This is a genomic window from Alteromonas abrolhosensis (assembly GCF_001953635.1).
In the GTDB taxonomy this organism is placed as follows: domain Bacteria; phylum Pseudomonadota; class Gammaproteobacteria; order Enterobacterales; family Alteromonadaceae; genus Alteromonas; species Alteromonas abrolhosensis.
In genome coordinates, this window is the sequence record NZ_MEJH01000002.1 from 243,612 (window position 1) to 262,809 (window position 19,198).

Sequence of the window (19,198 nt, forward strand, 5' to 3'; positions counted from 1 at the left end):
TTCCTCTAAAATTCGTTTTAACGTTAGTTGTAATTACTCAACAATCGCTAGAATGTCGCTTTCGCTTAGGATAAGTACTTCTTCACCATCCAGCTTTTCTGTTTTAACGCCGTAACCGTCGTTGAAAATAACGGTGTCGCCTACTTTAACGTCTAGCGCTTTAACTTCGCCGTTCTCAAGAATGCGACCGTTACCTACTGCGATTACTTCGCCGCGTGTAGATTTTTCTGCTGCAGAACCAGTCAGAACGATACCGCCTGCAGATTTGCTTTCTTGCTCTGCGCGCTTAAGGATTACGCGGTCGTGTAAAGGACGAATTGCCATTTTCAAGTCTCCTGAAAATTCCACTATTCAAATGAATGTAATTATCGACATTCAGACTATCTAAACGTCGCGTGTTTAAGGTTGCTCATTACTGAGCTGTTAAAATCGTTTCTGCACGGATAGATGGGGTAGTACCCAGATAACTTCAAGGGTTTTTAAGCAAAAAAATGTAAAAAAATTGATTTTTTCGCTAAATACTTATTTTTATTAAATATGTAAACGCCGTTTATCGTCGTAATCGGCGCTCATAACCTGATGGGATCTGTAGTGAGGCTAGAGCCTGTTGACCTTTGCTATACATCAAAGATCAACGGTCGATAGTTATTTTAAGCGCTTATCCGGGTCGTTGGTGGTGTGATCGGTGTATTCGCCTTCGAACACATCACCATCACTATTGGGCGAGTTAGGGCGATCACCAAAAGGACTTTGCCCAAAGCCAGCTGCGCCCCCTCCCATACCAGGTGTGACGATGCGCATTTTCATGTGCTTACTAACTTGAGCTGCAAAAAAGTGGCGAGAGCCTGGCATTGCTAGCAAAAAGCCAAAGATATCGGTAATGAACCCTGGGGTAACCAGAAGAATACCCGCAACCACCAGCATCAAACCTTCAACCAACTCTTTTCCTGGCACTTCATTTCGCTGCATTTTTTCTTGCGCCGTCTGCAGCGTACTTACGCCTTCGCGCTTAACAAAGTAAGCACCGATAAAGGCAGAGAGAATCACCAAGCCAACGGTATTCCAACCACCTATCACGCTGCCCACATTAATCAGCAACGCAATCTCTAAAATAGGTAATAGGGCAAACAGTATAAATAAAACCCGCAAAATGCTTCCTCTTTCATGTATTCCTAACCTGTTATAGGGTCTTTGTACGTAATAACAAGAAAAGGTGCCCACCCTTTCGCTTAAATAGCCACGTAAAGCGACCGATAACGACCGTGATATACTTTCGCTGTGAAAGAATAGTGCGGGCTTTCAGGTCTATTACACATCGACCCATTAGAAAAGTAACAGGCGCGAGATAAGTAGGAAAAGTTTATGACAATAAAGCTTGTATTATGTACCACGCCAGATGAAAAGACAGCGCAATTAATTGCCAGTACGCTTGTTGAAGATAAGCTTGCTGCCTGCGTTAACATTATTAAAGGTATTGAGTCTGTGTATGAGTGGCAGGGAAAAATAGAAACCGACACCGAATGTCAGTTACTCATTAAAACAAATACACAATACGTTTTGCAGGCGTTTGATAAGGTAAGTGAACTTCACCCCTATGACGTACCAGAATGGTTAGAACTTAACGCTGAAGCCAGCAGCGCTTATGGGCATTGGCTACAAAACACACTGCAGCGCTAACTGAACCCGTATTTTCTGAACAAGAATAACTAAGACGTAAAAATAGATTAAAATGAATGACAACCTTATGACTACCCTTTTGCCTTCGCCTTGCCTATCGTTGGCTTCGCTGTTTCGTCGCTTTATTGCGTCCGTATTGTCAGTGCTTTGTTTGATGTCGCTGTTAGTTACGTCTGCGTTCGCACAAGTGCCAAGTGCTTTTGACGACCCATTTGCAAATGAGCCCCAATTTCTCGATGTTGACCAAGCGTTTGCTTTTGACTTTAGTCAAAAAGATAACGTTCTTACTTTAAATTTCGACATTGCTGACGGCTACTACTTATACCTTAAACAGTTTAAGTTTGTGGCTAAACAAGCCGAAATTGGCGAGCCTGTTTACCCAAGCGGGGTGATGATTGAAGATGAGTTCTTTGGTGAGTCTGAAGTATTTTTCAACGGCGTATCTATTACCCTACCCATTGAGTCAGCACTCAGTGACGGCGTAGTTAAAATTCGCTATCAAGGGTGCGCTGATGCCGGCCTTTGCTACCCGCCCACAGTAAAAGTGGTGTATTTAAATGAAGTCGGAAGCAATACGGCAGCAAACGCTGATGCGACAACAGGATCAAATAGCGCTTCCACCTCGTCGTCTTCACAAAGCGAGCAGTTCGATTTAGCGCAAAGGCTAATCGATAAAGATAACCTTGCTCTCACTCTAGCTCTATTTTTTGCCCTAGGCGTAGGCCTCGCCTTTACGCCTTGCGTGTTTCCTATGTACCCCATTGTGTCGGGCATTGTGATTGGTCAGGGCAAGCCTAAAACCGCATCTCATTCATTCTGGCTAACCTTTGTTTATGTACAAGGTATGGCGATTACTTACTCGTTGCTTGGCTTGGTAGTCGCGGTGGCAGGGGCGCAATTTCAGGCTGCTTTGCAACATCCAGTTGTGCTGGGCGTATTCATTGTGCTGTTTGTGGCGCTCGCCGTTGCTCTGTTTGGTGGTTTTGAAATTCAGCTGCCAGCAAAGTATCAAGAAAAGCTCACTCACATGAGTAACAACCAAACGCCCGGCAGTTTCGCAGGTGTGTTTGTTATGGGTGTACTGTCTGGCCTTATCGCTTCGCCCTGTACTACTGCGCCGCTCACCGGCATATTGCTATTTATTGCCCAAACTGGCGACATGACGCTGGGCTTTATCTCTCTTTACCTGTTAAGTATTGGTATGGGCGTTCCACTTATCCTGTTCGGCATGACAGGTGGAAAACTGCTACCTAAAGCAGGTAACTGGATGAATGTGGTTAAAGTGACCTTCGGCTTTATGATGCTTGCCGTGGCCATTGTGTTTATTGAGCGTCTATACAACAGTCCTGCTACTGGCTTCTTATGGGCATTGCTTGGCTTTGGTTTATTCGGTTATTACTGGGTACTCAATCGCGCCAGCAAAAACTCGCTCATGAAGCTTGTGCGTGCTGTTTTAGTTGCGATAGGCATCATGGGCAGTGCAGGCCTTACTTATCAAGCAGGGCTAAACACAGGCCTGTGGGGCGAGCATGCTCATGGTGTTAACGTGGGTCATCCAGAATTTGTTGTTGCCCGTGACTTAGCAGATCTACGCAATAAAATAGCCGCCGCTAACGCTGAAGGTAAAACGGTGATGGTCGATTTGTACGCCGACTGGTGCGTGGCGTGTAAAGAGTTCGAGAAGTACACGTTCCCAGACGAAAATGTTGTGGCTGCCCTTAGCAATACGGTATGGATGCAAATGGACCTTACCGATAACACACCAGAACGTCAGGAGATTTTCGACACCTTTACGGTGCTAGGCTTGCCGACTATTTTGTTCTTTGACAAAAACGGCGACGAGTTAACCAAAGCCCGCGTTACTGGATTTATGAAAGCAAACGCATTTGCCGGTCACGTTAACGAATGGCTTAACGATGGGTCTAACACCAGTAACGTCCAAAATAATGGCTCCAACTAAGGAGCCTAATTCCGCGGCATTTCTCCCCCTTACATGGCGAGCGTCGCAAGGCGCGCCCATCTTAGTTTCGAGTTGGAGCCAGTCACTAATGAGAAGGTTAGCGTGTTTACTAACCTTCTTTGCTATTTCCTTTTCTTTTTCTCTTTCGGTGGCAGCAAAAACATCAGGCTGCTTTGATAACAAACGCTTTTGCTTTGAGCTTACCCCTTCGTCTTCTTCACTTTATCTGGTGACAGTGCAAAGAAAAGTGGCACTGCCTGTGGCCCTAACGTTGTATTCAGATACGCTGTTTCAAATACCAACGGGCAAAGATGCGTTACAGTCAAAAGCGCACGTCAATGCGTTTTTAAGTACTGATGAGGCAATACCGCTTGGTGTAGTAAAAGACACCCACGCATTTTGGCAATCAATGCGTGTGAAATGGACGGTAGGGCGCATAGATGCTACGCACGATAACGCTTACACCTATCTATCTCCCCTACAACCTGCTGGTGAATACCGCATTGTTCAGGGCTTTAATGGAAGCTATAGCCATTCAGGGGCGTCACGGTATGCGTTGGATTTTGCCGCCCCTGTCGGCACACCGGTTCTTGCGGCGCGCGATGGCGTAGTGATAGATACCAAAGATGACGGTAACCAAGGCGGCCCCTCTACGCGTTTTGCTAAACACGCTAATTATGTTGTCATTTTGCATAGCGACGGCACTACCGGCGAGTACTATCACTTAAAATATAAAGGCGTTGCGGTCTCAAGAGGTCAAAGCGTACAGCAAGGGCAACTTATTGGTTATAGCGGCAACACGGGGTTTTCTTCTTTGCCCCACCTTCACTTTGGTATTTATGTGGCTAAGTTCCATGGCAAATATGTAAGTGTACCTTTTTCTCTCACCAAGACGTCTGCTGGCAACACACGCTGATACCTCTAAAGAACGCAGCATGTGGCGGTTTTACGTAAAAACACACCTCAAACTTTGCGCCGAAAACACCTGATTAGACCAGTATTTTGCTGCGAAATCTTTATCTATCACTATAATCAACAATTAACACAGTAGACGAGAAAATTAATTGGCTTTTTTTCGTGCAACTGTCACAAAATTTTGTTGAAATGGCAATAACAGTGACTTTTTCCCGAAGATAGCAGCAAACTAGATGAATATTTTGTTATTGAATGGCCCTAACTTAAATATGTTAGGCCAAAGAGAACCCGACAAATACGGCACGCAAACCTTGCAAGACATCGTTGATGATTTGCAGGCGCAGGCTGCGTCGAGCAACGTGACCTTAACGCATTTTCAGTCAAACGCGGAGTTTGAACTGATCGATCGCGTGCACGCTGCTATGGGTACTGTTGATGCCATTATTATTAATCCTGCTGCCTTCACGCACACCAGCGTCGCTCTTCGCGATGCATTATTAAGTGTCAATATCCCGTTTATTGAGGTGCATTTGTCGAACGTTCATGCCCGTGAACCGTTTCGTCACCATTCCTATTTTTCTGATGTTGCAGCTGGCGTCATTGTTGGCCTTGGTGCCATGGGCTACTCGCTCGCGCTTACTGCAGCAATCAATTTACCGAAATCGCAAAAATAAAGCAGAGACAGAACATGGATATTAGAAAGATTAAAAAACTCATCGAACTAGTGGAAGAATCTGGCATTGCCGAGCTAGAGATCACTGAAGGCGAAGAGTCTGTACGCATCCACCGTGGTCCAACGGGTGTTCAAGCGCCAATGAACTACAGCTTTGCAGCACCAGCGGCACCGCAAATGGCACCTGCTCCAGCAGCGGCAGCTACCACTGCGTCTGAAGCGCCAGCTGAGCCAGCACAGCCAGAGGGTCACGTTGTTAAGTCTCCAATGGTAGGTACTTTCTACCGTGCTTCTTCACCAACTGCAAAACCGTTTGCAGAAGTTGGTCAGCAAGTAAAAGTTGGCGACACGCTTTGTATCGTTGAAGCGATGAAGATGATGAACCAAATTGAAGCAGATAAAGCAGGCGTGGTTAAGGCAATCTTGGTTGAAAACCAAGACCCTGTAGAGTTCGACCAGCCAATGTTCATCATTGAATAAGCGAGTGCTTAACTATGCTAGATAAAGTACTTATTGCTAACCGTGGTGAGATTGCCCTGCGTATTTTGAGAGCCTGTAAAGAACTAGGCATCAAAACCGTAGCCGTGCACTCTACTGCGGATAAAAACTTGAAGCACGTGTTGCTGGCTGACGAATCAATTTGTATTGGTAAAGCATCAGCAACCGAAAGCTACCTGAACATTCCACGCATTATTGCTGCGGCAGAAGTCACTAACTCTATTGCTATTCACCCAGGTTACGGTTTTCTAGCGGAAAACGCAGACTTTGCGGAAGCAGTAGAAAAGAGCGGCTTTATTTTCATTGGCCCTAAAGCTGAAACTATCAACCTTATGGGTGACAAAGTTTCTGCTATCAACGCCATGAAAAAAGCAGGCGTGCCGTGTGTACCTGGCTCTGATGGCCCGCTTACTGATGACATTGAGCGCAACAAAGCTATAGCTAAGCGCATTGGTTACCCAATCATCGTTAAAGCTGCAGGCGGCGGTGGTGGTCGTGGTATGCGCGTGGTTCGCAGCGAAGCTGAGTTGATTAAAGCCATCGAAACAACACAAGCGGAAGCGGGTGCTGCCTTTGGCAACTCAACGGTTTACATGGAAAAATTCCTTGAAAACCCACGTCACGTTGAAATTCAGGTACTTGCTGATGGCCAAGGTAACGCCATTCACTTAGGTGAGCGTGACTGTTCAATGCAGCGTCGCCACCAGAAAGTAGTGGAAGAAGCCCCAGCACCGGGTATTTCTGAGCAAATGCGTACCAAGATTGGCGATCGTTGCCGCAAAGCCTGTATTGAAATTGGCTACCGCGGAGCAGGTACGTTCGAGTTCCTATATGAAAACGGCGAATTCTATTTCATAGAAATGAATACCCGTATTCAGGTAGAGCACCCTGTATCTGAAATGATCACTGGCGTTGATCTTATTAAAGAACAGCTTCGCATTGCAGCGGGTCAGCCACTATCAATTGATCAGTCGCAAATTCAAATTCGTGGCCACGCCATTGAATGTCGAATTAACGCAGAAGACCCTAAAACCTTTATTCCTAGCCCTGGTCAGATTGACATGTTCCATGCGCCAGGTGGTTTGGGTATTCGTTGGGAGTCGCATATTTACGCGGGTTACCACGTACCACCATACTACGATTCAATGATTGGTAAGCTTATCACTTACGGTGAAAGCCGCGACGAAGCGATTGCTCGTATGCGCCATGCTCTTGAAGAAATTGTGGTTGAGGGTATTAAAACGAATATTCCACTTCAACGCGCCATTATGGCCGACGAAAACTTCTTCGCTGGTGGAACCAACATCCACTACTTAGAGAAGAAACTAGGTTTAGCCTAATCCCCCTTTGGGCTACACGCTGTATTTTTGTGTAGCCCAATTTTCTTATAGTTCGCTACTACTTTCTTGTCGCTATTCGCTTTTCTCTATTCGCTATTCGCTATTCGCTATTCGCTATTCGCTATTCGCTATTCGCTATTCGCTATTCGCTATTCGCTATTCGCTATTCGCTATTCAGCAAATTCTAATTTTCCGATTACCACAATCAGTTTTTAACGATTTTTTTATTTAAACGCCCACTCTATACTGCGTACAAGTTTTAAGACATCTCCCTTAAGACCACTCCCTTTTTTGTGTGTTTTACCACTCATTGGAGTCCCACTCCACTTATTGCCGGCAACCTTGCCGGCTTTTTTTTCGCTTTTTATCTACATAGCAAAATTTATCTGTCCGAAAAAGTTATGATTGATGTATAAACTGATTGACTGGAAACGAGAAGGGAAATTGCGTGCGGGTAATCTCTATTTTTATTTGTGTATTCTTATGCGGCTCGCTCTCCGAGGCTTGTGCTGAAAAGACCACGCCTTCGTTCTCACAGAAACTCGATATCCAAGTGCGTTACGATAATCGCTCCAATCGCCCTAGCCGTGAACAATATCGATTGCGTTACTATCCATCGCTCGCCCTCACTTCTACATGGTCGGTAAACAGTTTTATTGTTACTGGCGATGACTTTTCATCTAGCCACAATACGTTTGGTAGCGACACAACCGATTATCTTTATGCAAGACGACTGTACCTCAGGCATGAAACAAATGCGGGCAAAACTGAACTAGGCATTATTCCCACTTATAAAGGGCGAGTTTCTTCAACAGGCTTGTCGAAAGATGGATGGATTACTGGCATTCGTCACGTGAGAAAGCTGCAAAACAACACTGCTCTTGAAATAGTGGTGGGACAACTGGCGAATGCCGAAGCTTCCGAGGCGTTTAACGTTGGTGAAGAAGATGAATACTTTGAGATTGAATATTCGGCAAAGATGGGGGAACGACATAGCTATGAAGCCAGTTTTGAGCGAATGCTAAACGGCACATTCGCCCGCGCTGAATATCGATTCCGAATAAATGAAGAAGACACTGCTTTTGTTGAACTGGTTCAGCGCACCGACGAGAGTGCTGCGAAAATAGTAGTGGGTACTAGCGGCGAGTTTACTATGAACGCGTTTAATACGGCATATCCCGTCGAGTATTTTGCGTATTACTCATATATAGACAGTAGCTTTGGCGAACGCGCCGAATTAATTGAAGATTTCCTTGGAACAGGCCACGGTGGCTCAGTAGAGTTTGGTGGAGTGCTTTCAGAAAAGCGGAACATCGAGTGGTTTATAAGGGCTGATGTGGTTGATAGCGTCAGCCGGTTACTGGCAGGGGTAAAACTTTCTTTCGAAAGTTGAGCAGAACCGAATTGGTGGACCATAATAAAAAAGGCCCACCAATGGGTGGGCCAAACAGCAAGAACGCGTACACACTTTAACAGTGCATAGTGAATTACGGTTTATCGACAAACAGAGTTCAGTTATCGCAGATTACGTATTTTTAATCTTAACAACTTTCAACGATATTTAGGTTTTATTACAATTTGGCGGTGTTGATAGGAATTATCTTCATTTTATTTTAAGTGTTTTACCCGTTAAGAAAAGGTGTTTTTGTGCCAAGCCGCTACGCTCAGTTCAAAGAAAAACTTCCCATTTCTCGACTCTCAGATGAAGCGCTTCTAGCGTTTCGTGTCCTCTTTGATGATCCCCTAGATATAGTAGACTTAGCTCAGGATATATCTGACTTAACGCTCTACCCTGAACGCCTGAAAGACAGTTACAGGAAAGAATGGGAAGCGTACGTGATCAAGGCGCTGGCCTTTGAAATAAGGCAGCATAATGACCTTTCACCAGCAGAATTCATTGAATTAATGATGAAAAAAGTGGAAGCCGTTCAGCAAAGTGATGAAACCTATCAGAATTTACTGCGCCAAGTCCATCACGCAAAAAGCATTACCCAATCTAGTAATACCATCATATTCCCTACTCCGTTACGTCAGCAGCTAACCGCATTCCTCTTACCGATAACAACAATGACGCATCCTAAGAAGTAATGTAGAGCAGCCTTCGCTAAAGGGGCTCTACCGCCCCCACGCGCTGATTGGGTACACTACTTATTGGCACTTTTGTATTTATACTGTGAAGGACAATACCCTCTGTCTACACCTTCAGGTCGCAAGCTAGCGTGCTTTGTTTTTCTGCCCGATACACGCTCTCGCCAGTTTTTGAAGGTTTTCTGTTTGAGGTTTTTGCGCATAAGCTTTATTACGTCTTTTTCTGGCAGCCCGTATAAACGCTCAATGGCTTCAAACGGCGTGCGGTCTTCCCACGCCATTTCAATTATTCGTGATTCTTGTTCTTCAGTTAATGCCATCTCTTACTTCTCAATATGCATTTTTAACCCTTTAGATACTAAGCTAACGCGCATTTTGTTCAGTACACCAGTCTAAAATCACACGAGGACAATTACGTATTTGACGAAATCCCCACCAGCTCATCGTCTTTTTCAAACGCTAGCTTTAACAGCTCGGCGGCTGCTTTGGCATCGCTCAGCGCACGGTGATGCTGCTCCATATCAATGTGAAAGTGCCGCGTCAGGTTTGCCAAAGAGTAAGATTGTAGCCCCGGATAAGTGCGGCGCATTTCGCGCACGGTGCACATTTTCGGTCGCCTAAAAGTTTGCTCTAATCTTGCGAACTCTTGCTTAATGAACCCATAGTCGAAATTCACGTTATGCGCGACAAACACGGCATCTTCGGTAAAGCTGGCCACGTGTTCCGCGACTTCGGCAAAAATGGGGGCATCTGCCACCATGTCATCCGAAATTCCGGTAAGACGGGTAATATTGCTTGGAATACGGCGCTGCGGGTTTAATAGGGTTTGAAACCTGTCTACCTCTTTACCGCCAACAAGTTTAACCATGCCTATTTCGGTAATTCGGTTGTAGCTATTGTTGCCACCAGTGGTTTCTATATCTACCACAACATAGGGCTGCGCCGGGTCACGTACCCATTTCACCGTTGTGACTGCAACATCAAATCCAGCTTGCTGCAGTCGTTGAATTGAAACTAGCTGATTTCGGCGAAGCTGATCACCTGGAGCTTTGACTTCTTCGAAGCGCAGGGCACCGTCAAACACCATAATATCGGGGAAGCCATCTCGAAGACTCTCAAAGTCTTTACACATCATGCGAAGTAAAGCGTAGATTTGCTCTAGCGAAGCGTGCTCAATCAGTGCTTCTATAGGAGTAAGTAAATGGCTAGACCACATAAACAAGCTGTTCACTTTACCGTAATGCATCGTGGCCATTTTATGAATATGGAAACGCAGCTTCTCTTTGCTATCAAGCGCCTGTAACAATGCCTCAATACTGTGCTCAAACTTTGCGTAAAAGTTATTTTGCTTAAGCGACAACGGCCTGCGATCAAACTCTGTAACCAGCGTATCTTCTTCGTAAAGCTGCTTCCAGAAAGTAAGGCCGAACAAACTACGCCATAGTCGATTTTCCGTGCGCCAGCCTTCAATGCCGTGCCGAGCATAGTGCGCCAATACCCCACGCTCTACCTGCTGATTTTGGCTAACGTCGATTTCCAAAGTTCGACTCGCATTACGAAGCATATCGGTAACCGTACTGGTGCGCTTTTTATGGTATTTGCGGGCGTAAAAATCTTCCGCAAAAGCTAACAGTGTATCCGATGGCGGATTATCAATTATTTCTTCAAGTGCTTGCTTAACGCCATCTTCATCTCCGTCTTTGTAGCTCTCTCTTAGCCACTTCTCTTTTGCCTTATCGCTTTGCGCCAGCTTCAACACCTCTAGTCCTTTCGGTCTATCAAAAGCCAACACTTTAAGGCCTAACGCATACAGTAACTGGTCGCGATAAAAGCTGGCCGACACACCCTCAGTCGCTGGGAGTTCACCTTCGGCTATGGCAAGCATCATATCATCGTTATAAAAGGCTAATTGACTGTAATGGTTAGCGTAAAACCATGAAGCTTGGGCATCGCTTTTAGTGTCAAAACGCGCCGTATCGGTTACAGAATCAGAGCGGGTTCTCATTACGCCCAAATCACGCATAGAAAACTGATTTAGACGGCTTTTGGTGTTACCAAAATAGATAAACAGCAAATAGCGAAGTGCATTGTCAAACAAGCACACTAAGTAGTTATCTAGCGAAAAGCTCTCGGGCCAGCCCTTAGCACCAATATGCTCATTAAGTAACGTGACGAGTTTCGGCTTGGTCAAAGACGCAAGCCCTTGAGTACCGCCGTATTCGGCAAGTAGCGCAAGCAGAGCATCTTTGGTCAAGACACCAGCAATGTCGTTCAGCGTAGCGTGGGTAAGGTCGCCGAACCACCCGTTTTCAACGAGCCAGTCTAACTGCACTTGCGGCATGGTAATTTCGCTATAATTGAACTGCGTTCTGTCGATCACCGCGTACTTGCGATTTGCAGCGCGCACAACAATACACTGCTTGTCATCATCTAACGCTTTAAAGCGTGTAACAAAGTCAGTGGCTTCATCATTTAAAAGCCCTTTGCTAGCACCTTCAAAGAATGCAAGAAATTCATGAAAGTGTGTTAAGTAATAACGTGGCGGTAAATCTTTTCGCATGAGGTATCTTTGGCTATGAAAACACCAATAGTGTATATTTATACAGCCTCGCGAATCAAATTAAATCCTCCGCGATTGGGTTTCACATCTGCTGCCAATAGTGCACAGCGTGTACTTTTACACGCGTACGCGCTGTTTGGATACCCAATGAAAGAACGAAGAAAGCTGCGCATCTGCCAATAAACGCTGCAAATTGAAGTAGTGTTTGGCCAACGTCATCTCATCATAAAACCGATGTATACCGCTATGACATTGTCTGCAAATGTAAATGCCGCCCTGAAGCTCCGCTTTGCTAAAGTGCTTTTTAAAATAGGTACGCCTGTGCATTTTTCGCGGAATAAGATGATGGTAAGTAAGGCGAGTTTCTCTATTACAGCACGGGCATTGACCAACTTTATTTGCCACAAAGTCACCTTTTCCGTCTATCACATCTATTATTTGTGAACCCAATTTTCTGATTATTCATAAGCGTCAAATAGCAGTCTTGCCCTTTTCTCTTAAAATCAGATACAAGGGGCGTGTCTAAAAGAAAATCCACTCGTCTTTGCATTACGTAACAAATAGCATTAGTGATTACAAAGGCATTTAAATATGAGTTTAACTCGTTCCATGGGCTTTTCCTGTCCTTACTGTATGGCTCCTAACGATGTAGAAATAGATGAAATTAACGATGTTGGCCAAGTACAGGTGCTCGACTGCCAAGTGTGTTGTCAGCCCATTGAGCTTACTGCTTATCAGCACGGTGATGACATTCAGATAGAGGCAGAAAGAGAGAATGACTAAGCAGTTTACCCGCGGTGACATTGATGGCCTTGCCCAGCGCTACCGCGCAAACCTAGTTAATAGTTTGTCTGGTTTTAAATCGGCGACTTTGGTGGGTACAACAAACGGCGTTACAAACAATTTGGCTATTGTGAGCTCTATTGTTCATGTGGGTGCTAACCCGCCGCTCATTGGCATGATAATGCGCCCGCACACCGTTGTGCGAGATACCCTTAGCAATATAAAACAGCAGGGTTTTTATACGCTTAATCATGTGTCTGTAGACTGGGTCGACAAAGCCCATCAAACATCAGCCCGCTATGCACCAGATGAGAGTGAATTCAAAGCGGTAGGACTAACAGCGCAGTTTAGTGAGTCGTTTAGTGCGCCTTTTGTCGGAGAAAGCGAAATTAAAATGGGCTTAAAGGTCGCGCAACACTTTACTCTGCTCAATGAGACAGAAATGGTTATTGGTGAAATCCAAGAGCTATATGTTCCCGAGCATATTATTGGTGAGGACGGCTATGCAGATATTGAGCAAGCACGAACAGCCTGTATTTCTGGGTTAGATAGCTACCACAGCACCCAACGCATTGCGCAATTCGCTTATGCAAAACCAGACGTCGAATTAGCAACAAAGTGAACCAGTTAACCCTTCAGTGGTCTTATTTTTAATGACAAGCATCAGTACTCTGACGTTTATTTAATCTGGATCAAGCGAATTTGCGACATTTCGTTCGATCTTTTTTCAAAAAGAGATAGTATTTAAACATGAAACAAAACCTGCCTCTTTGGGCAGGTTTTTGCGTTTAAGGCACTGAATAAAAAAGAATCATTATCGTTTCTATCTCTTAAGGAGAATGTTATGAAATCTGTAAATCGCCGTGACTTTTTAAAGCTATCAGGCTCTACGGTTATCGGCCTTACATTAGGTGGTGTAGCGTTACGTGCGCAGGCTCAAGAACAGTTGAGTGCAGATGATCCAACTGCAAAAGCTCTGAACTACACACCGTCGTCAACTGTTGAAGGTGCAAAATGTGCTAACTGCATGTACGTGCAAGGCGCCGATGGCGAACAACACCGCCCTTGTAACATTTTCCCTAACAAACTGGTTAATGCCGATGGCTGGTGTAGCGCTTGGGTTAAAAAGCCAGGCTAACCCAGCAGAGGTATATCTTCTTTTGCGTGGTGCAAAGTGATGTAAGCAATGAGAGTAATCTAAGTTGCAGTCTACGCATGAAAAGAAGTAAACAACATTTAAAGCCCTTGAGTTCAATCAAGGGCTTTTTTGTTTCAGTTGGGGCTTAAAATTGCCACTAGCGGTCATCACCAAGACCATCTTCAATACCTTTTAACGCTGGGTTGTCAAAACGTGTAGGCAGGAGACCTGGCTTAATGAAGAAGCCGTGTTTTGCTTCAAAGACTCGACCTATTTTCAAAACACTTTCGTCTTGCCACTTACCACCAATAAAGCTAATTCCCACAGGAAGATCTTTTACTTGTCCGGCGGGCACTGTGAGATGCGGATAACCAGCGATGGCGGCCAAATACCCTATACCAATAAAGCCGGCTGGCGAATGATCGCCGTATACTCCGTCAATAAGAAATGATGGACTGTTCGAGGGCGCAACCAATATATCAACGTTGTGTTTTGCTAATAATGTATCGATACCGTTCTTGCCTGCAGTGTCTTGAATAAGGCGCAGCGCATTTTGATACTTTTCACTGTCAATGGCTGCCGACGCGAGCGACTTCTCGAATATATCTTGGTCGAATAACGCTAACTCGCGTTCTGTTTTATTATTAAACGCGATGAGCTCTGATAAGTTCCTGGCAGGAAGCTCTGCTGGCGACGTCGACAAGTATTCGTTGATGCTATGATGAAACTCGCTAAGCAAAACATTATAAGAGTCGGCCCAAAAAGAATCTGGCTGAGAGAAGTCACTGATGTCCACCAACGTAGCGCCCGATGCTTTTAGCTGGTTCAACGCCTTTTCATATACGGCGAGTACATGAGGATTATCGCCTTGGCGGTACCTAACCACACCAATTCGCTTACCTTTTAAATCGGTAGCAAGCATGGACGATGCGGGCATAGCTGGACGATGAGAGTCTGCATCTAGCGTAGCGTTATCGCTTGCATCTGTGCCTGCCATAATTGACGTCATCAGCCAGGCATCTTGAACGTTAGATGTCATTGGTCCCGCGGTGTCTTGACTGAAAGATATAGGCACTATGTGAGTTCTAGAAAGTAAACCCACTGTTGGTTTAAAGCCTACTACACCGTTTATAGACGCGGGACATATAATAGAACCATTGGTTTCAGTGCCCACAGCAAGAGACGCAAAACGAAGCGACATTGCCGCCCCTGAACCCGATGACGAGCCACACGCACTTCTTGATAGTATATGTGGGTTTCGGGTAAGCCCACCCACAGCGCTCCAGCCACTCACCGACGACTCTGAACGAAAGTTAGCCCACTCAGACAAGTTGGTTTTACCCAATATAATTGCCCCAGCTGCTTTCAGTTTTTCCACAATAAACGCATTGCGACCGGTATCGTTATTGAGCAGCGCCATTGAGCCTGCAGTGGTGGGCATTTCTGTACTTTCGATATTATCTTTCAACAGAACTGGGATGCCAGCCAGAGGGCCAAGTGTTTCACCGCTCGCTATTTTTTTGTCGATGGCTTTCGCTTCGGTCAGCGCGTTAGGGTTAAGCGCTAAGATGCTATTAACCTTTGTATCTAGCTGTTTAATGCGGGCAAGATAACCGCTGACGATTTCAGCAGAGGTAGTATGACCACTTGCAATGGCTTGCGCTTGAATATGGGCAGGCTTATCCAGCCATTGTTCGATGTCATTATTAAGATTTGCTTGTGACGCGCATGCAGTGCATAGCACAACAATAGCCAGTAAATACCACCGTTTGAGCATAGGTTCTTCCTTAACGCATAGTTCTAGTGCTTGTTTTAGCGAAGATTAACTTTGCTACAGAACAAAACTCGCACCAATGTAGTGTTAGTTTCTTATACGTTGAATCAGAAATAGTTCACTGTCTAGACAATAAAGTTAATATCTAGTTAGCAACATTTGCATTGGGAAGCTTGTGAAGGAGATTGTCGAGCTTGTACTCATCAAGTAGTAATTGATACCGCCCATCTTCAATAAAAAGACGAAGCGTAGCGTTAAATTTAGCTCTTAGCTCTGGGTCAGGGATCGCCGCACTGTACGCTGAGATGGGAAATAACTCATGAAAGACGGTCTTATCTTGAGAGTAAGTGCCATTTTCAGATTTGAAATAATTAAAAATGTTTCTATCTAGGATAGCTACATCAACGCTACCACGCATAAGCATATCCACTTGGCGGTCTTGACGTGCCATTTCTATATAGGTAGGTTGCGACGCCAGTGTTTGGCCGAAATCCTCTCCAAGAACCGACTGGGCGGTTTGAAAAGCGATAACGCTCTTATCTTTTAAATCGTCGATACTATTTATAGTCAGTTCTCTATCAGCACGCGTCACAGCCACATTTTGGTAAATAATGTATGGCTCAGAGAGAATTGCTACTTCGACATTATGGGCAGGGTTAAGGGTCAATCCTATATCTACGGCATTGTCTTTCAATAGTCTAGCCGTACGCCCGAAAGGAACATAGATAGGCGATAACCCATATCCCATTTCAGCAAGGATCGCCCGCACCAAATCGACTTCAAAGCCGGTGTGTTCTTGTGAAATAACATAAGGCGGCTTGTTCCAGCCAACCACAACATCTAGCTCTTTCGCGCTAAGCGGTATGATAAAACACAGTAAACAAACAGCAGATAAAAGTGCGCGCATACGACAGATGAACCAGACCATAAATTAAACGATACTCACTTCATAATATAAACTTATATTAGAATTTCACCAGTCGACAAAAGGTTAGTTTTTGTTGTGGTTGACGTAATTAAGTAAGCACCTAGCTATATTTGGTATCTGTAAGCCTGTTGCGGACCAAAGCTATACGATTTGACCATGCCTTTAAGAGCGCCGCCGTTCTGATTTACTTAAAGCTTTTCGCCTGCCTGCATTTTGTTTACTGCCAAGCAAAGGTACAATAATGGTTAAAGGTCTCAACGATTGATAAATATGGCTTGGCTACAACTTCGAATTAATACCTCTTCTGAACATGCAGAATCAATAGGTGACATGCTTACAGCAAACGGCTCACAAGCAGTTACCTATGTGGATGCGAAAGACACTCCCATGTACGAGCCCAAGCCGGGTGAAGTGTTACTGTGGCCCGATACACAAGTAGTCGGCTTATTTGAAGCTGATGCCGATATGAAAGGCATCCTGCAGCGCTTGGGTAAAGCCAAAGTCCTTGGTCCAGATTTTAAATATAAGCTTGAGCCACTTGAGGACAAAGACTGGGAGCGAGAGTGGATGGATAACTTCCATCCTATGCAGTTTGGCGAGCGCTTGTGGATATGCCCAAGCTGGCGCGATGTTCCCGATCCAAACGCCGTTAACGTAATGCTAGATCCTGGGCTTGCTTTTGGTACCGGCACTCACCCTACCACAGCGCTTTGCTTGCGCTGGCTAGACGGCATAGAAATGACAGATAAAACCGTTGTCGATTTTGGCTGTGGCTCAGGAATATTAGCGCTTGCTGCGTTGAAATTGGGTGCGAAGCGCGTTATCGGTATTGATATCGACCCACAAGCCCTTCAAGCGACGAAAGAAAATGCGCGCCGCAACGGTGTTGAAGACCGTTTGGATGTATACCTTCCTGAAGACCAACCTGAGCTTGAAGCCGATGTGGTGATGGCGAATATCTTGTCAGGTCCATTACTAGAACTTCAAAGCGTTATTACAAACTACTGCAAATCAGGCGGTTTGTTAGTCCTTTCCGGCATATTGGCTGAACAAGTCACGCGAATTGAAGAAGCTTATGCAAACGATATTACTCTTGAACCCAGCGCTATAGATGGTGAATGGGCGAGAGTGTCGGGCAAAAAACGTTAAGATTGAGCGATAAACTAACTAGGTGGTGAAAATTACACCTAGTCAGATCGGTGCGTTCACGGTAAACCACCTCAAATTTGCGACGAAATTTTGTACGACGAAGAACGTCACCGCCTAATTAATTGTTAATTTTTTTCACATTACAGCCCTTTCAAATCGGGGGCTGTAAGACTTTCGTACAATATTTAAACTAAAAAACGACGTTAGCTTACTAATGTGACAGATTTTTTTCACTGTCAAGACCACGAAGTGAAATTTTGTGCGATTTTTAGCCTTTTCAAGCCTTGCGAAAACACGTACACTTAGCGCCCCGTTTTAGCCGGGTGTATATTTTCTGTGCAGTTTTAGATGGCGAGCTATACATTTTACAATGCGAATTGGACCTTACGAGTTAGAAAACAATTTGATGTTGGCCCCCATGGCTGGCGTAACAGACAGACCGTTTCGCCAACTTTGTAAGCGCTTAGGTGCAGGCCTTGTTGTTTCAGAAATGCTTTCAAGTAATCCGAAAGTTTGGAACACAGCCAAATCACAGGCGCGTATGAATCATGAGGGTGAAGAAGGCATTCGCTCTGTACAGATAGCTGGGGCTGATCCTGAGCTTATGGCTCAAGCAGCACAATTTAATGTTGAGAACGGTGCGCAAATCATCGACATCAATATGGGTTGTCCTGCTAAGAAGGTCAATAAGAAGCTTGCAGGTTCTGCGCTGCTTCAATACCCAGACACAGTGGAAGCGATTATTAAAGCAGTAGTTAATGCTGTTGATGTACCCGTGACACTGAAAATTCGTACCGGCTGGAACCCAGAAAATCGCAATGGGGTAGAGATTGCCCGCATTGCAGAGCAAAACGGCATACAGTCGCTTGCTGTTCACGGCAGAACCCGAGCTTGTATGTATAAAGGAGAAGCGGAATACAGCACCATACGTCAAATAAAGGCGGCAATTTCAATTCCTGTTATTGCAAATGGTGATATTACTTCTCCTGAGAAAGCACAAGAGGTGCTGAATTACACTGGTGCAGATGGCGTAATGATAGGTCGCGGCGCGCAAGGTAAGCCTTGGATATTTAAGCAAATCCAACATTATCTTGAAACGGGCGAGAACCTACCGGCACCGCCGCTGTCAGAGCTATATAAACTCTTGCATGAGCACGTAACTAATGTGCAAGACTTTTATGGCGACATAGCCGGTGTAAGAATTGCCCGTAAGCACGTGGGCTGGTATCTCGCGGAGCACGATACGGATCGTCAGTTTCGTAAAACGTTTAACGCTATCGATGATGCGACTGAGCAACTCGATGCACTAAATGCATATTTTCAAGCGCTGCAGACACGAGAAACCCGACAGATTTCTCCCGCAGCATAGTGATGACTAACTTAAGAGCAACACAGTATTATGTTCGATCAAAACGTGACTTCACCTTTTACTACTACAGTAACTACGCCTTCACAAACGCAAGCTCAAAAGCCACTGCGTGACTCTGTAAAGCAAGCGGTTAACAAGTACCTTAAGCAATTGGATAACGCAAACATCGATAACCTGTACGAAATGGTACTGGCTGAAGTTGAAGCGCCGCTGCTAGAAGAAGTCATGACTTACACACGCGGCAATCAAACCCGCGCTGCCATCATGATGGGCATCAACCGTGGCACACTTCGCAAGAAGCTTAAGCAATACGGCATGAACTAAGATTCCAAGGGCTTTGCCCACC

Annotated in this window: 21 protein-coding genes; 14 read left to right on the plus strand and 7 right to left on the minus strand. The window is 45.1% G+C overall.

Annotated elements, in window-relative coordinates:
* Positions 1 to 33 precede the first annotated feature (33 nt).
* Both BGK61_RS01000 and BGK61_RS01005 read right to left on the minus strand, forming a co-directional pair.
* Positions 34 to 324, minus strand: coding sequence for a co-chaperone GroES (locus BGK61_RS01000; RefSeq protein ID WP_012520088.1), 291 nt, complete (start codon positions 322 to 324; stop codon positions 34 to 36).
* 321 nt (positions 325 to 645) lie between these two features.
* Positions 646 to 1,149, minus strand: coding sequence for an FxsA family protein (locus BGK61_RS01005; RefSeq protein WP_076011908.1), 504 nt, complete (start codon positions 1,147 to 1,149; stop codon positions 646 to 648).
* A 213-nt stretch (positions 1,150 to 1,362) separates the two neighbouring features.
* Between BGK61_RS01005 and cutA the strand changes: the two genes are divergently transcribed.
* The 8 genes from cutA (at position 1,363) to BGK61_RS01045 (ending at position 9,151) form a co-directional block, all read left to right on the plus strand.
* Positions 1,363 to 1,677, plus strand: a complete 315-nt coding sequence (gene cutA / locus BGK61_RS01010; RefSeq protein ID WP_014977752.1) for a divalent-cation tolerance protein CutA — start codon at positions 1,363 to 1,365, stop codon at positions 1,675 to 1,677.
* Positions 1,678 to 1,729: 52 nt separating this feature from the next.
* Complete coding sequence (locus BGK61_RS01015) at positions 1,730 to 3,637, plus strand: protein-disulfide reductase DsbD (protein WP_108721579.1); 1,908 nt, start codon at positions 1,730 to 1,732, stop codon at positions 3,635 to 3,637.
* A complete protein-coding gene (locus tag BGK61_RS01020; RefSeq protein ID WP_411454664.1) occupies positions 3,624 to 4,553 on the plus strand; it encodes a M23 family metallopeptidase in 930 nt (309 codons plus the stop codon). Before BGK61_RS01015 ends, BGK61_RS01020 begins: the two co-directional genes overlap by 14 nt.
* A 232-nt stretch (positions 4,554 to 4,785) precedes the next feature.
* Positions 4,786 to 5,226, plus strand: a complete 441-nt coding sequence (gene aroQ / locus BGK61_RS01025) for a type II 3-dehydroquinate dehydratase (protein WP_061096173.1) — start codon at positions 4,786 to 4,788, stop codon at positions 5,224 to 5,226.
* Positions 5,227 to 5,240: 14 nt separating this feature from the next.
* Positions 5,241 to 5,705, plus strand: a complete 465-nt coding sequence (gene accB, locus BGK61_RS01030) for an acetyl-CoA carboxylase biotin carboxyl carrier protein (RefSeq protein ID WP_039221534.1) — start codon at positions 5,241 to 5,243, stop codon at positions 5,703 to 5,705.
* A gap of 14 nt (positions 5,706 to 5,719) precedes the next feature.
* Complete coding sequence (gene accC / locus BGK61_RS01035) at positions 5,720 to 7,063, plus strand: acetyl-CoA carboxylase biotin carboxylase subunit (protein WP_076011910.1); 1,344 nt, start codon at positions 5,720 to 5,722, stop codon at positions 7,061 to 7,063.
* Positions 7,064 to 7,511: 448 nt separating this feature from the next.
* Positions 7,512 to 8,456, plus strand: a complete 945-nt coding sequence (locus BGK61_RS01040) for a hypothetical protein (protein ID WP_076011911.1) — start codon at positions 7,512 to 7,514, stop codon at positions 8,454 to 8,456.
* A gap of 254 nt (positions 8,457 to 8,710) precedes the next feature.
* Positions 8,711 to 9,151: a hypothetical protein gene (locus tag BGK61_RS01045; protein ID WP_076011918.1), complete on the plus strand. Its 441-nt coding sequence runs from the start codon at positions 8,711 to 8,713 to the stop codon at positions 9,149 to 9,151.
* Positions 9,152 to 9,207: 56 nt separating this feature from the next.
* On the opposite strand, the gene BGK61_RS01050 is transcribed toward BGK61_RS01045, so the two are convergent.
* The 3 genes from BGK61_RS01050 to BGK61_RS01060 all read right to left on the minus strand — a co-directional run bounded on the left by BGK61_RS01050 (position 9,208) and on the right by BGK61_RS01060 (position 12,116).
* On the minus strand, positions 9,208 to 9,471 hold the full coding sequence (locus BGK61_RS01050) for a TIGR03643 family protein (protein WP_015000000.1): 264 nt from the start codon (positions 9,469 to 9,471) through the stop codon (positions 9,208 to 9,210).
* Between the two features lie 92 nt (positions 9,472 to 9,563).
* Positions 9,564 to 11,711 (minus strand): exonuclease domain-containing protein, encoded by a 2,148-nt coding sequence (locus BGK61_RS01055; RefSeq protein WP_076011912.1) that lies wholly within the window; start codon positions 11,709 to 11,711, stop codon positions 9,564 to 9,566.
* 117 nt (positions 11,712 to 11,828) lie between these two features.
* Positions 11,829 to 12,116: a hypothetical protein gene (locus BGK61_RS01060; RefSeq protein WP_232298233.1), complete on the minus strand. Its 288-nt coding sequence runs from the start codon at positions 12,114 to 12,116 to the stop codon at positions 11,829 to 11,831.
* A gap of 186 nt (positions 12,117 to 12,302) precedes the next feature.
* Here BGK61_RS01060 and BGK61_RS01065 point away from each other — a divergent pair, with 186 nt between their 5' ends.
* From BGK61_RS01065 to BGK61_RS01075, 3 genes are all read left to right on the plus strand, one after another.
* Positions 12,303 to 12,494, plus strand: coding sequence for a zinc ribbon domain-containing protein (locus tag BGK61_RS01065; protein WP_014980678.1), 192 nt, complete (start codon positions 12,303 to 12,305; stop codon positions 12,492 to 12,494).
* Positions 12,487 to 13,116: a flavin reductase family protein gene (locus BGK61_RS01070; RefSeq protein WP_015000003.1), complete on the plus strand. Its 630-nt coding sequence runs from the start codon at positions 12,487 to 12,489 to the stop codon at positions 13,114 to 13,116. The genes BGK61_RS01065 and BGK61_RS01070 overlap by 8 nt, the downstream gene beginning before the upstream one ends.
* 222 nt (positions 13,117 to 13,338) lie before the next feature.
* Entirely contained in the window at positions 13,339 to 13,632 is a 294-nt protein-coding gene (locus BGK61_RS01075) for a high-potential iron-sulfur protein (RefSeq protein ID WP_014951285.1), read from the plus strand.
* A 157-nt stretch (positions 13,633 to 13,789) separates the two neighbouring features.
* On the opposite strand, the gene BGK61_RS01080 is transcribed toward BGK61_RS01075, so the two are convergent.
* Positions 13,790 to 15,409 carry an amidase gene (locus BGK61_RS01080; protein ID WP_076011913.1) on the minus strand — a complete coding sequence of 540 codons (1,620 nt, stop codon included), beginning with the start codon at positions 15,407 to 15,409 and terminating at the stop codon, positions 13,790 to 13,792.
* A 142-nt stretch (positions 15,410 to 15,551) separates the two neighbouring features.
* A complete protein-coding gene (locus tag BGK61_RS01085) occupies positions 15,552 to 16,313 on the minus strand; it encodes a substrate-binding periplasmic protein (RefSeq protein WP_076011914.1) in 762 nt (253 codons plus the stop codon).
* A 291-nt stretch (positions 16,314 to 16,604) separates the two neighbouring features.
* Here BGK61_RS01085 and prmA point away from each other — a divergent pair, with 291 nt between their 5' ends.
* The 3 genes from prmA to fis all read left to right on the plus strand — a co-directional run bounded on the left by prmA (position 16,605) and on the right by fis (position 19,176).
* A complete protein-coding gene (gene prmA / locus BGK61_RS01090; protein ID WP_015000006.1) occupies positions 16,605 to 17,483 on the plus strand; it encodes a 50S ribosomal protein L11 methyltransferase in 879 nt (292 codons plus the stop codon).
* A 370-nt stretch (positions 17,484 to 17,853) separates the two neighbouring features.
* Positions 17,854 to 18,852, plus strand: coding sequence for a tRNA dihydrouridine synthase DusB (gene dusB / locus BGK61_RS01095; RefSeq protein WP_015000007.1), 999 nt, complete (start codon positions 17,854 to 17,856; stop codon positions 18,850 to 18,852).
* A 30-nt stretch (positions 18,853 to 18,882) separates the two neighbouring features.
* Positions 18,883 to 19,176, plus strand: coding sequence for a DNA-binding transcriptional regulator Fis (gene fis / locus BGK61_RS01100; RefSeq protein WP_012520109.1), 294 nt, complete (start codon positions 18,883 to 18,885; stop codon positions 19,174 to 19,176).
* The last annotated feature ends 22 nt before the right edge of the window (positions 19,177 to 19,198 follow it).